The 11,763-nt window shown below is 62.7% G+C and carries 13 protein-coding genes; 3 read left to right on the top strand and 10 right to left on the bottom strand.

Annotation, left to right across the window (positions count from 1 at the left end):
• The first annotated feature begins 99 nt into the window (after positions 1–99).
• Positions 100–1,050: a 23S rRNA (adenine(1618)-N(6))-methyltransferase RlmF gene (rlmF, locus tag ACOKS3_RS05175; protein ID WP_103445547.1), complete on the top strand. Its 951-nt coding sequence runs from the start codon at positions 100–102 to the stop codon at positions 1,048–1,050.
• 51 nt (positions 1,051–1,101) lie between these two features.
• Here the strand turns inward: rlmF and ACOKS3_RS05170 are convergent, their stop codons facing one another.
• The gene (locus tag ACOKS3_RS05170) at positions 1,102–1,383 is read right to left on the bottom strand and encodes an HU family DNA-binding protein (RefSeq protein ID WP_103445548.1); all 282 of its coding nucleotides are present in this window, start codon (positions 1,381–1,383) and stop codon (positions 1,102–1,104) included.
• 393 nt (positions 1,384–1,776) lie between these two features.
• Between ACOKS3_RS05170 and yejK the strand changes: the two genes are divergently transcribed.
• A complete protein-coding gene (gene yejK / locus ACOKS3_RS05165; RefSeq protein ID WP_103445549.1) occupies positions 1,777–2,784 on the top strand; it encodes a nucleoid-associated protein YejK in 1,008 nt (335 codons plus the stop codon).
• Here the strand turns inward: yejK and ACOKS3_RS05160 are convergent, their stop codons facing one another.
• The 4 genes from ACOKS3_RS05160 to ACOKS3_RS05145 form a co-directional block, all read right to left on the bottom strand.
• Positions 2,785–3,078, bottom strand: coding sequence for a GIY-YIG nuclease family protein (locus ACOKS3_RS05160; protein ID WP_103445550.1), 294 nt, complete (start codon positions 3,076–3,078; stop codon positions 2,785–2,787). It lies immediately after the preceding gene.
• A gap of 18 nt (positions 3,079–3,096) precedes the next feature.
• Positions 3,097–3,567, bottom strand: a complete 471-nt coding sequence (locus ACOKS3_RS05155; RefSeq protein ID WP_103445551.1) for a nuclear transport factor 2 family protein — start codon at positions 3,565–3,567, stop codon at positions 3,097–3,099.
• 78 nt (positions 3,568–3,645) lie between these two features.
• Positions 3,646–4,926: a CynX/NimT family MFS transporter gene (locus ACOKS3_RS05150; protein WP_103445552.1), complete on the bottom strand. Its 1,281-nt coding sequence runs from the start codon at positions 4,924–4,926 to the stop codon at positions 3,646–3,648.
• Between the two features lie 13 nt (positions 4,927–4,939).
• Positions 4,940–5,590, bottom strand: a complete 651-nt coding sequence (locus ACOKS3_RS05145; RefSeq protein WP_103445553.1) for a FadR/GntR family transcriptional regulator — start codon at positions 5,588–5,590, stop codon at positions 4,940–4,942.
• 138 nt (positions 5,591–5,728) lie between these two features.
• On the opposite strand from ACOKS3_RS05145, the gene ACOKS3_RS05140 reads away from it, so the two are divergent.
• Positions 5,729–6,991 (top strand): alkaline phosphatase family protein, encoded by a 1,263-nt coding sequence (locus ACOKS3_RS05140; RefSeq protein ID WP_374755338.1) that lies wholly within the window; start codon positions 5,729–5,731, stop codon positions 6,989–6,991.
• On the opposite strand, the gene hisC is transcribed toward ACOKS3_RS05140, so the two are convergent.
• The 5 genes from hisC to ACOKS3_RS05115 all read right to left on the bottom strand — a co-directional run bounded on the left by hisC (position 6,992) and on the right by ACOKS3_RS05115 (position 11,753).
• On the bottom strand, positions 6,992–8,041 hold the full coding sequence (hisC, locus tag ACOKS3_RS05135) for a histidinol-phosphate transaminase (protein WP_103445554.1): 1,050 nt from the start codon (positions 8,039–8,041) through the stop codon (positions 6,992–6,994).
• 2 nt (positions 8,042–8,043) lie between these two features.
• Positions 8,044–9,369: a histidinol dehydrogenase gene (hisD, locus tag ACOKS3_RS05130; RefSeq protein ID WP_103445555.1), complete on the bottom strand. Its 1,326-nt coding sequence runs from the start codon at positions 9,367–9,369 to the stop codon at positions 8,044–8,046.
• Between the two features lie 126 nt (positions 9,370–9,495).
• Positions 9,496–10,131, bottom strand: a complete 636-nt coding sequence (gene hisG / locus ACOKS3_RS05125; RefSeq protein WP_103445556.1) for an ATP phosphoribosyltransferase — start codon at positions 10,129–10,131, stop codon at positions 9,496–9,498.
• 93 nt (positions 10,132–10,224) lie between these two features.
• Positions 10,225–11,490, bottom strand: a complete 1,266-nt coding sequence (gene murA, locus ACOKS3_RS05120; protein ID WP_422763369.1) for a UDP-N-acetylglucosamine 1-carboxyvinyltransferase — start codon at positions 11,488–11,490, stop codon at positions 10,225–10,227.
• A gap of 23 nt (positions 11,491–11,513) precedes the next feature.
• Positions 11,514–11,753 (bottom strand): BolA family protein, encoded by a 240-nt coding sequence (locus ACOKS3_RS05115; RefSeq protein ID WP_103445558.1) that lies wholly within the window; start codon positions 11,751–11,753, stop codon positions 11,514–11,516.
• Positions 11,754–11,763: the final 10 nt, after the last annotated feature.

Raw genomic sequence — 11,763 nt, 5'->3', positions numbered from 1 at the left:
GGGCTGCATTGCAGCCCATCGCCGGCATGCCGGCTCCCACAGGTGCTGCACTATCCTGTGGGAGCCGGCTTGCCGGCGATGCTTTTTCAGGACCCCACCATGACTGACAAACCCACCCTGCACCCGCGCAACCGCCACCAGGGCCGCTACGACTTCCCCAGCCTGATCAAGGCCCACCCTGACCTGGCCCGCTTCACCATCACCAACCCCCACGGCAAACCCAGCATCGACTTCGCCAACCCGCAAGCCGTGCGCGTGTTCAACCGTGCCCTGCTCAAGGCGCAATACGGCATCCAGCACTGGGACATCCCGGCCGACTACCTGTGCCCGCCAATCCCCGGCCGCGCCGACTACATCCACGTGGCCGCCGACCTGCTGGCCGAGGACAATGCCGGCGAGGTGCCCAGAGGCGCCCAGGTGCGTGCGCTGGATATCGGCGTAGGCGCAAACTGCATCTACCCACTGCTCGGCCATAGCGATTACCGTTGGCGCTTCCTCGGCTCGGACATCGACCCGGTGGCATTGGCATCGGCCAAGGCCATCGTCCAGGCCAACGGTTTGAGCAAGGGCATCAGCCTGCGCCAGCAAGCCAGCCTCAAGCACATCCTCAGCGGCCTGTTGCACGCGGATGAGCGTTTCGACCTGACCCTGTGCAACCCACCCTTCCATGCCTCGCGCGAGGAAGCCACCCGTGGCAGCCAGCGCAAGTGGAAAAACCTCGGCAAGCAAGACCCCAAGCGCAAACTGCCAGTGCTCAACTTCGGCGGGCAGAACAACGAACTGTGGTGCGAGGGCGGCGAGATCCGCTTCGTCACCCAACTGGTCGACGAAAGCGCGCAATACGCACAGCAGGTGCTGTGGTTCACCAGCCTGGTGTCCAAGGCCAGCAACCTGCCTGGCATCGAGGCGGCACTGAAGAAAGCCGGTGCCAAGGCGGTGCGCATCGCCGAGATGGGCCAGGGCCAGAAGCAGAGCCGCATGGTCGCCTGGAGCTTCCACGATGACATCGCACGCCAGGCCTGGCACGCCGGGCGCAAATCGCAGGCATGAAAAAACCGCGCCCGGGCAAGCCGGGCGCGGTTAGGGTCAACGCATCAACAATTACTTGTTGATGGAATCGTTCAGGGCTTTGGCCGGAACGAACTTGACGACTTTCTTGGCAGCGATTTCGATGGCAGCGCCAGTCGAAGGGTTGCGGCCGGTACGGGCAGGACGCTCGGAGACTTTCAGCTTGCCGATGCCTGGCAGGGTGATTTCAGCGCCGTTTTCCAGTTGGTCGGCAACGATCTGGCCCAGTTGCTCCAGTGCGTTGCGAGCGGTGGTTTTTGGCGCATCGATGGCTTCAGCGATGTCGGCAATCAGTTGGTCTTTGGTCAATGCCATGGTGGTGTTCCTTCCCTATCTAAATCAGTGGTTATGCAGCGTTCTACGACGTTATCGGGCCAGCCCCTGAGTTCTGGAGGGCCGCGCCAATCGCGCATGTAGATGCGTAAATCGGCGTTTGGTTCGACACGGTATGAGCACACTGCCAGCAATGCGCCACACGAGGGGCGCAAGACCGCGCAAAGCTACCACAGGAATGGATAAATATCCGCTACCCGCTTCGATTTAGTGCAGGTTTTTCGGGGGTTTCAGCCGAAAACCTACAAATCTGAACAAAAAACGAACAACCGGCATTTCTGCCAACATCCGGCCACTGCAGCGCCTGTTGCTTGGGGTAAACTGGACGACTTTTGCAGCGCGGCCCATGGCCGCCCCAGACTCACCGAGAATTCCATGCCAATCCGACATTGCATCGTTCACCTGATCGACAAGAAGCCCGATGGCAGCCCCGCCGTGCTCCATGCGCGGGATACCGAGCTGAGCGCATCGGACGCCATCGAAAACCTCCTGGCCGACCTCAACGACAGCTACAACGCCAAGCAAGGCAAGGCCTGGGGCTTCTTCCACGGCGAGTCCGGCGCCTATCCGCTGAGCGGCTGGCTGAAGCAGTACCTGGAAGACGAGAAAGACTTCGCCGCGTTCAGCCGGGTGGCAGTCGAGCACCTGCAAAAGCTGATGGAAGAGTCGAACCTCTCCACCGGTGGCCACATCCTGTTCGCCCATTATCAGCAAGGCATGACCGACTACCTGGCCATCGCCCTGCTGCACCACAGCGAAGGCGTGGCGGTGAACGCCGAACTGGACGTGACACCGTCGCGCCACCTCGACCTCGGCCAGCTGCATCTGGCGGCGCGCATCAACCTGTCCGAGTGGAAGAACAACCAGAATTCCAAGCAGTACATCTCGTTCATCAAGGGCAAGAACGGCAAGAAGGTCTCGGACTACTTCCGCGACTTCATCGGCTGCCAGGAAGGCGTCGATGGCCCAGGCGAGACGCGCACTCTGCTCAAGGCCTTCAGCGACTTCGTCGAAAGCGAGGACCTGCCGGAAGAGTCCGCCCGCGAGAAGACCCAGACCCTGGTCGAGTATGCCACCACCCAGACCAAGCTGGGTGAGCCAGTGACCCTGGAAGAACTGTCGAGCCTGATCGACGAGGACCGCCCGAAGGCGTTCTACGATCACATCCGCAACAAGGACTACGGCCTGTCGCCGGAAATCCCCGCAGACAAACGCACCCTGAACCAGTTCCGCCGCTTCACCGGGCGTGCCGAAGGGTTGTCGATCAGCTTCGAAGCGCACCTGCTGGGTGACAAGGTGGAATATGACGAGGCCGCCGGCACCCTGATCATCAAAGGCCTGCCGACCACACTGGTGGATCAGCTCAAGCGCCGCAAGGACTGATCAGACGGCCACATAGGAGGCCACTAGCGCCTCCTTGGCCGACTTGCGCAACTTCTTCACCAGACGCTCCTGGCGCAGCGCCTCCCCCTTGTCCGGCCACTGTTCGACATAGACCAGCGCCTGCGCCGGGCTGGTCTTGAAATAGCGGGCGCCCTGCCCTTTCTGGTGCGCAGCGAAACGCCGCTGCGGGTCATCGCTGACACCGCAGTACAGCGAGCCATTGGCAGCCCGCACCAGGTACACGTACCACGGTTTGCACAGCGGGGTTAAGTCGACTTCGTTGACGATGCTCATGGCAGACAGCTTAACCGCTCAATGCGCTTGCTGGAACGCCCGCAGCCCTTTGAAAGCCTGCTGGCGCACCTTGTTCTGCAACATCGGCGACCAACCCAGCAGCAACCCTGGAGTTCCCAGCGCCTGACGCGACCAGCGCCACAGATCGAAGCTGTCGTCATGCTGGCAGATCAGCCCATCGCGAATGACGAAGCGCGCCTGGATATCGTTGACCACGGTGCGGCCGGTCTGGCTGAACAGGTAAGTTGCAACCCAGTGCGCGCAGCCGCTGCGTGGGTCGGCACGGACCTGGTCGAAAGTCAGGGTGAAGTCCTTGGCGCGCGCCGTGAGCATGCGCCACATGTCACCGGCATCACGACCGCGCAGGGTGCCGAATACCGGGTCGCTGAAAACGATGTCGTCGCTGTAGCAGGCCACCATGGCCTCGGCGTCCAGGCGCTGGAAGGCCTGGTAGAAGCGGGTGATCAGGTCACGGTTGGCGTCAGTCATGAGAAGCAGATCCGTCCTGGGAGTCGAAGTCTGCACGATAATCTGCCAACAATGCTTTCGCCAGCGCCGGCCTCCATATCAGAGTTTTTCGCTAGTCACCTGCACATGCAGCGCCCGCCCGGCGCCAAGCCCGAACACGATGGCCCCTACACCCAGCACTGCAAAAATCCACCCCACTGCTGCCCATCCACCGGTCAGGTCATGCACCAGGCCAACCGCGAACGGCCCCATGGACGCCAGGGTATAACCCACCCCCTGGGCCATGCTCGACAGGTTCGCCGCCACATGGGCATCCTTCGAACGCAGCACGATCAGCGTCAACGCCAAGGCAAAGGTACCGCCCTGCCCCAGCCCCAGCAGCACCGCCCAGCCCCACAGCCCGCCGATCGGGGCATACAGACATCCGAACAGCCCCGTCAACGTAACCAGCATCACGATTACGATGGCCAGCCGTTGGTCCTTCCCGCGGGTCGCCAGCCAGGGCGCGCCCAGCGAACTGATCAACTGCACAATCACCGAGCCGGACAGCACCAGCCCAGCCTCAGTCGGGCTCAGGCCACGGCCAATGAGGATCGATGGCAACCAGCCAAAGACGATGTAGGCCAGCGACGACTGCAGCCCCATGTACAACGTGACCTGCCATGCCAGCGGGTCGCGCCACAAACCGCGCACCCGGTAGGCTGCCTTGTGCAGACCATGGCCCTGACGCGCTTGCGGTAACCAGATGAGCACGGCCAAAAGCGCCGGTAGCATCCAGAAGCCCAGGCCAAAGGCCCAGTTGTCATCGAAATGCTGGGCCAACGGCACGGTAGCCCCCGCCGCCATAGCCGCCCCCAGGCACAGGGCCATGGTGTAGACGCCAGTCAGGGTGCCCGCATGCTGCGGGAAGTCACGCTTGACGATACCGGGCAGCAGTACGCCGATGATGCCGATGCTGGCCCCAGCCATGACGCTGCCGAGGAATACGCCGACAGCCCCCAGGGCGCTGCGCACCACGATCCCCAGCGCCAGCGTGAGCAGGATGCCCAGGATCACCCGCTCGCTGCCGAATCGGCGCGCCAGGAGCGGGGCCAGCGGTGCGAACAGCCCCAGGCAGAGCACCGGCAAGGTGGTCAGCAGACCCGCTTCGGAGGCATTCAGGCCCAGCCCCGCAGAGACCTGCCCGAGCACCGGCGCCATGCTCGACAACGCCGGGCGCAGGTTCAATGCCACCAGCACCAGGCCCAGCAGCAACAGCCAGGGCCGCTGCAGGGCCGGTGGCTGTTGCTGCACCTGGGCATCGTCGGCCTCGGCATCGATCAGCAGTTCTTCCAATTCGCGCTCGCGGGCAGGCGCGTCTCGGGTCATTGGTTCAGCCATGGCTTTCTCGTCTTCAGGATTCGATGAGGGTCCGGCTCAGGGCCTTGGCCCGTTGCGGATCGCGTTGTTCGATGGCGTCGAGGATCTGCCCGTGCAGGTCGAAGGTCGCCTGGCTGCGCGGGACAGTCGCCATGTTGTGTTGCAGCGCTGCGGCGACGACGCCGGAAAAGTAGCGATACAGCTCACTCAGTGCCGGGTTGTGCGCGGCGTCGATCAAGCGCTGGTGAAATACCAGGTCGCAGCTGACATAGGCATCGACATCACCGTGAAAGTGCTCGGCACTGCCCGTCAGTGCTGCACGCAGGCCTTGCAGGTCCTCGTCGGTACGGCGCAACGCCGCCAGGCCGATCGCCTCGGATTCGAGGATGTGCCGTGTCTCGCGGGCCTGCTCCAGGGTGCAGCGCGCCATGGCTTGCACAGCCTGCAGTGGGTCCTGGCAGGTGCGCAGGTAGCTGCCGTCACCCTGGCGGATCTCCACCAGGCCGCTGAATGCCAGCACGCGCATGGCTTCACGCACGGTATTGCGGCTGATGCCCAACTCCAGCGCCAGTACTGGCTCGGTTGGCAGGCGCTGCCCGACTTGCCAATCGCCGTGCAGGATGCGCTCACGCATGCGTTCGACCGCAAGTTCGACCAAGGAACGCTTGGCCAATTCGCTGCTCATTTCACTCAACCAATCATCCGATGAATTCGCAAAGCTTAATGGAACGCCTTCCAGACATCAATTCAACTGGCATTTCTACCAGTTGTCAGCCAAGTATCTTGTTGTAACGCTTGGCACGACTCCATCAAGGCCCCATTCATGTCCATGTTCAGAACATTGCGGTTGATTGCCCTGACAGCAGCCGGCCTGCTGCTCGTCCTGCTCTTCAAAGGGTGCGACGCCAGACAACCGCTAATGCAGCCCAAGACGCTCATCATCGGAATGGACGGCGTGCAACTGCAGCACTATGAACAACTGGGCGACGATACCAACCTGCAGAAACGCCTGATCTACGGCAAGGCCTATGCCGGAGGCATCAACGGCCGCGCCAGCGAACAGGCGACTAACAGTGGGCCAGGCTGGATGACTTTGCTCACCGGGGTATGGGCCAACAAGCACGGGGTCATTGCCAATACCGAGTCCTTGCGAGTCGACCCTGAGTTCCCCAGCCTGTTCAAACGACTGCGTGATGCCCTGCCTAACGCCTACCTCTCCAGCATCGTCAATTGGTCACCGATCAACACGGCCTTCCTGCTGGAGGACGCGCAAGGCAACAATGTGCGCGAAAGCGGCCTGAGCGATGAGCAGGTAACCGCCCGAACCCTGGAGATCCTCGAAAACACACCTGCCGACTTCACCTACATTCAGCTTGACGAGCCCGATCAAGCAGGCCACGCCAGCGGTTTCGGCCCAGCTTATCAGTTCGCCTTGCGCGAAACTGACAACAGACTGGGGCGCCTGCTGGACAAGGTCGAGGCGCGTGCCTACAAGCACCCGCAGGAGGACTGGTTGGTGATCGTCTGTACCGACCACGGTCGTGATTACGGGGGGGCAGGCCATGGCGGTGTGACCGAGCAGGAAAAGACGGTGTTCATTGCCAGCAACAAGCGGTTGAACGAAGAGTTGCACCAACCGAGCATTCCAGAGGACAACCCGGGGCCCAACAACTTGTATGGCTATGCTGCGCAGACATCGGTGGCCCCGACCGTGCTCCGGCACATGGGGCTCGACCTGCTGCCGCAATGGAAGCTCGATGGCACGCCGCTGCTGGGGGCTACCGGAGTGCGCAAGGCACGGGCCATTGAAGGTGAAGCCAAGTTGCTGTGGAACAGCGATTCACAAGGCACTGTGACCATTCACAGAAATGGCCAGTTAGTCGCGACCGTGCAGGCTTACCTGCAGCAATGGACTGATCCGCAGGGCATGCGCCAAGCCAGCGACTATGTGCTCGAACTGGATGAAACACCCGTAGCGGTGCGTACCCGGCCAGTCAGCCAGCCATTCGTCATCGAGCAAAGCAGCAACCATGTACGCGGGATCACCTGCAGGAACGAGTTCACTCGCTCCTGCAAATGGCCGTGATCAGTTCAGCGCATCGACCAACGCCTGGTTCATCTGCGGCGTGCCAATGGTGATACGCAGGAACTGGGCAATCCGCTCCTGCTTGAAGTGACGCACGATCACCCCTTGCTCACGCAGGCGCGCGGCCAACTGCGCGGCATCCTGCTGCGGATGGCGGGCGAAGATGAAGTTGGCCGCCGATGGCAGCACTTCGAAGCCTTTTGCAACCAGCTGCTCGACCAGCGTTTCACGGCTGTCGATCACTTTGCGGCAGGTCTCCTCGAAATAAGCCTGGTCTTCGAACGCCGCCGCCGCACCCACGATGGCCATGCGGTCCAGCGGATAGGAGTTGAAGCTGTTCTTGATCCGCTCCAGGGCCTCGATCAGCTCCGGATGGCCGACGGCCAGGCCGACGCGCAGCCCGGCCAGCGAACGCGACTTGGACAGGGTCTGGGTCACCAGCAGGTTGTCGTAGCGATCCACCAGGCTGATGGCGGTCTCGCCGCCAAAGTCGATGTAGGCTTCATCCACCACCACCACCGAGTCACGGTTGGCTTGCAACAGCTGCTCGATCGCTTGCAGCGGCAGCAGGCAGCCAGTTGGCGCGTTGGGGTTGGGGAAGATGATCCCGGCGTTGGGCTTGGTGTAGTCGGCGATGCGGATCTGGAACTGCTCGTCCAGCGCCACCTGCTCGAACGGAATACCGTACAGGCCGCAGTAGACTGGATAGAAGCTGTAGCTGACATCCGGGAACAGCAGCGGCCCGCGATCGTGCTGGAACAGGCCGTGGAAGATGTGCGCCAGCACCTCGTCCGAACCGTTGCCGACGAACACCTGGGCCGGGGTGACGCCATAATATTCGGCCACCGCCTGCTTGAGCCGGTCACTGTTCGGGTCCGGATACAGGCGCAGATTGTCGTTCAGCTCGGCGCGCATGGCTTCCAGTGCCTTGGGCGACGGGCCATAGGGGTTCTCGTTGGTGTTCAGCTTGACCAGGCGGGCCAGCTTTGGCTGCTCGCCCGGCACGTAAGGCACCAGCGCCTTGACGAAGGGGCTCCAGAATCGACTCATGCTCAGTTCCCCTTGTCTTGGGTCAGGATACGGTATTCAGCACTGCGGGCGTGGGCGGTCAGCGACTCGCCACGGGCCAGGACCGAAGCGGTGTGGCCAAGCTCGGATGCGCCCTGTTCGGAACAGAAGATGATCGACGAGCGCTTCTGGAAGTCGTACACCCCCAGCGGCGACGAGAAGCGTGCGGTGCCGGAAGTCGGCAGCACGTGGTTGGGACCAGCGCAGTAATCGCCCAGCGCTTCGCTGGTGTGGCGGCCCATGAAGATCGCGCCGGCGTGGCGGATCTGCGGCAGCCAGGCCTGCGGGTCGGCGACCGACAGTTCCAGGTGCTCGGGTGCGATGCGGTTGGCCACTTCGATGGCCTGCTGCATGTCGCGCACCTGGATCAGCGCACCACGGCCGTTGATCGACTTCTCGATGATCTCGGCACGTTCCATGGTCGGCAGCAGCTTGTCGATGCTGGCGGCGACGCGGTCGAGGAAGGCGGCATCCGGGCTGACCAGGATGGCTTGGGCGTCTTCGTCGTGCTCGGCCTGGGAGAACAGGTCCATGGCGATCCAGTCCGGGTCGGTCTGGCCGTCGCACACTACGAGGATTTCCGACGGCCCGGCGATCATGTCGATACCGACCTGGCCGAACACGTGGCGCTTGGCGGTAGCCACATAGATGTTGCCCGGACCGACGATCTTGTCTACCTGTGGCACGCTTTCAGTGCCATAGGCCAGGGCGGCTACGGCCTGGGCACCACCGACGGTAAATACCCGGTCGACACCGGCGATGCAGGCAGCGGCCAGTACCAGTTCATTGACCTCGCCACGCGGGGTTGGCACCACCATTACCACTTCGGCGACACCGGCGACCTTCGCTGGAATCGCATTCATCAGCACCGACGACGGGTACGATGCCTTGCCGCCCGGCACGTACAGGCCGGCACGGTCCAGCGGGGTGACCTTCTGGCCGAGCACGGTGCCGTCGGCTTCGGTGTACTGCCAGGAGTCCTGCTTCTGCCGCTCGTGGTACAGGCGCACGCGGCTGGCGGCTTTCTCCAGGGCTTCACGCTGGGTGTCGGTGATGCGGGTCAGGGCCAGTTCCAGGCGCTCGCGGCCGAGGATCAGGTCATTGATACTTTTGGCGTCAACACCGTCGAAGCGCTGGGTGAACTCCACCAGCGCGGCGTCACCGCGCTCGCGCACGGCCTTGATGATGTCGAGCACGCGTTGGTTGACCGCGTCATCGGACACACTTTCCCAGCTCAGCAGATGATCCAGATGTCGGGCGAAATCCGGATCAGCAGCGTTGAGACGGGCAATTGCAGTGGACACGGTCATGGCGAGGGCCTCGATTATTAGCGAATGCTCAGGCGCCCTAGGCTACCAGTCCATCCGCGCGGGCACCCGAGAAAAATGGCTATGACGCGGATAGACGGGCGCGACAGCAAAGGCCGCGCGCAGATGTCAGCCGCGGTGTCGCGATTCGACCGCTTTGCGCAGCGTGTCGATCAGGCTCTGGATGCGGGCATGCTGCATCTTCATGGAGGCTTTGTTGACGACCAGGCGCGAGCTGATCGTGGCAATCAGGTCCTGGGGTTCCAGGCCGTTGGCGCGCAGGGTGTTGCCGGTGTCGACCACGTCGATGATCTTGTCAGCGAGGTTGATCAGCGGCGCCAGCTCCATCGAGCCGTACAGCTTGATGATGTCGACCTGGCGGCCCTGCTCGGCGTAGTAACGCTTGGCCACGTTGACGAACTTGGTGGCGACGCGCAGGCGGCCCTTGGGCTCGGGTGCGCCGACCACGCCGGCGGTCATCAGCTTGCACTTGGCAATCTGCAGGTCCAGTGGCTCGTACAGGCCCTGGCCGCCGTACTCCATCAGCACGTCCTTGCCAGCCACACCAAGGTCGGCGGCACCATGCTCGACATAGGTCGGCACGTCGGTGGCACGCACGATCAGCAGGCGCACGTCGTCCTGCGTGGTGGGGATGATCAGCTTGCGGCTCTTGTCCGGATTCTCGGTCGGCACGATACCGGCCTCGGCCAGCAACGGCAGGGTATCGTCGAGAATACGGCCTTTGGAAAGCGCGATGGTCAACATTGGAACGTCGGTCCTTAAGCGGCTACTGCCGGCCGGGCTGCTACAGCCCGACCGCATTCAATTCGAATGGCACGTCCGTGTGCCAGCGGGCAACTAGCCCGGTACGCGGCGGATTATCGCGCCGAGCATCTGCAGTTTTTCTTCGATGCACTCGTAACCACGGTCGATGTGGTAGATGCGGTCGATAAGGGTATCGCCTTCGGCGACCAGCGCCGAGAGTACCAGGCTGGCGGATGCACGCAGGTCGGTGGCCATCACCGGAGCACCCTTGAGTGCCGGCACGCCGGTGACGATCGCGGTGTTGCCTTCGACCTGGATCTGCGCGCCCATGCGGTGCATTTCGTACACGTGCATGAAGCGGTTTTCGAAGATCGTCTCAATGACTGCGCCAGTGCCTTCGGCGATGGCGTTCAGCGAGATGAACTGCGCCTGCATGTCGGTTGGGAACGCCGGGTATGGGGCCGTGCGCAGGTTGACGGCTTTCGGCCGCTTGCCGTGCATGTCCAGCTCGATCCAGTCCTCACCGGTGGTAAGTTCGGCGCCTGCTTCCTTCAGCTTTTCCAGCACTGCCTCGAGGATGGTCGGGTCGGTGTCCTTGACCTTGACACGGCCGCCGGTCACGGCAGCGGCGACCAGGTAGGTGCCGGTCTCGATGCGGTCGGGCATGACACGGTAGGTAGCCGAAGCCAAACGCTCGACGCCATCGATGATGATGGTGTCGGTGCCGGCGCCCTGGACCTTGCCGCCCATGGCGTTGATGAAGTTGGCCAAGTCGACCACTTCAGGCTCGCGCGCGGCGTTTTGCAGCACACTGCGGCCTTTGGCCAGGGCAGCGGCCATCATGATGTTCTCGGTACCGGTGACGCTCACGGTGTCGAAGAAGAAGTGCGCACCGCGCAGGCCGCCTTCGGGGGCCTCAGCCTTGATGTAGCCGCTTTCGACTTCGATCTTCGCCCCCATGGCCTCGAGGCCGCGGATGTGCAGGTCGACCGGGCGCGAACCGATGGCGCAGCCGCCTGGCAGGGCTACTTCAGCCTTGCCGAAGCGCGCGACCATGGGCCCGAGCACCAGGATCGAGGCGCGCATGGTCTTGACCAGCTCGTAAGGGGCTACCAGAGTCTTGATGGTGCGCGGGTCGATTTCCACCGCCAGCTTTTCGTCGATCACAGGCTCGATGCCCATGCGCCCGAACAGCTCGATCATGGTGGTGATGTCGTGCAAGTGCGGCAGGTTGCCCACGGTGACCGGGCCATCGGCCAGCAGGGTCGCCGCCAGGATCGGCAGGGCCGCGTTCTTCGCGCCGGAAATGCGGATCTCGCCGTCGAGACGAGCGCCGCCAGTAATAATCAGTTTGTCCATTGGTGTCTCGCCGCCAAGTTGGCTCAGGTGCGCTCAGCCCAGGCTGCGCTGCTGAAAAATTTCATGGTTACCGCATGGATGCTGCCATTGGCAATCCACGGATTCAGGTGAGCATAGATCGCCTGTTGACGTTTGACCGGGCTCAGGCCAGCCAACTCGTCGCTGATCACGTTCAACTGGAAGTTGCAGCCTTCGCCTTCAACTTCGACCCGGGTTCCCGGCAATTTCTCTTCAAGGAAGCTCTTAACTTCTACGGCCTGCATGCTCAACCTC

This window comes from Pseudomonas sp. HS6-2 (assembly GCF_049325675.2).
GTDB lineage: Bacteria > Pseudomonadota > Gammaproteobacteria > Pseudomonadales > Pseudomonadaceae > Aquipseudomonas > Aquipseudomonas putida_N.
The sequence above is the reverse complement of the archived record's forward strand: the minus strand, read 5'-3'. Positions and strand labels throughout refer to the sequence as shown.

What these genes read in the sequence shown, in the direction of transcription:
- rlmF (WP_103445547.1), top strand. Translation starts at nt 100, where the DNA reads ATGACTGACAAACCCACCCTGCACCCGCGCAACCGCCACCAGGGCCGC.
- ACOKS3_RS05170 (WP_103445548.1), bottom strand. Translation starts at nt 1,383, where the DNA reads ATGGCATTGACCAAAGACCAACTGATTGCCGACATCGCTGAAGCCATC.
- yejK (WP_103445549.1), top strand. Translation starts at nt 1,777, where the DNA reads ATGCCAATCCGACATTGCATCGTTCACCTGATCGACAAGAAGCCCGAT.
- ACOKS3_RS05160 (WP_103445550.1), bottom strand. Translation starts at nt 3,078, where the DNA reads ATGAGCATCGTCAACGAAGTCGACTTAACCCCGCTGTGCAAACCGTGG.
- ACOKS3_RS05155 (WP_103445551.1), bottom strand. Translation starts at nt 3,567, where the DNA reads ATGACTGACGCCAACCGTGACCTGATCACCCGCTTCTACCAGGCCTTC.
- ACOKS3_RS05150 (WP_103445552.1), bottom strand. Translation starts at nt 4,926, where the DNA reads ATGGCTGAACCAATGACCCGAGACGCGCCTGCCCGCGAGCGCGAATTG.
- ACOKS3_RS05145 (WP_103445553.1), bottom strand. Translation starts at nt 5,590, where the DNA reads ATGAGCAGCGAATTGGCCAAGCGTTCCTTGGTCGAACTTGCGGTCGAA.
- ACOKS3_RS05140 (WP_374755338.1), top strand. Translation starts at nt 5,729, where the DNA reads ATGTCCATGTTCAGAACATTGCGGTTGATTGCCCTGACAGCAGCCGGC.
- hisC (WP_103445554.1), bottom strand. Translation starts at nt 8,041, where the DNA reads ATGAGTCGATTCTGGAGCCCCTTCGTCAAGGCGCTGGTGCCTTACGTG.
- hisD (WP_103445555.1), bottom strand. Translation starts at nt 9,369, where the DNA reads ATGACCGTGTCCACTGCAATTGCCCGTCTCAACGCTGCTGATCCGGAT.
- hisG (WP_103445556.1), bottom strand. Translation starts at nt 10,131, where the DNA reads ATGTTGACCATCGCGCTTTCCAAAGGCCGTATTCTCGACGATACCCTG.
- murA (WP_422763369.1), bottom strand. Translation starts at nt 11,490, where the DNA reads ATGGACAAACTGATTATTACTGGCGGCGCTCGTCTCGACGGCGAGATC.
- ACOKS3_RS05115 (WP_103445558.1), bottom strand. Translation starts at nt 11,753, where the DNA reads ATGCAGGCCGTAGAAGTTAAGAGCTTCCTTGAAGAGAAATTGCCGGGA.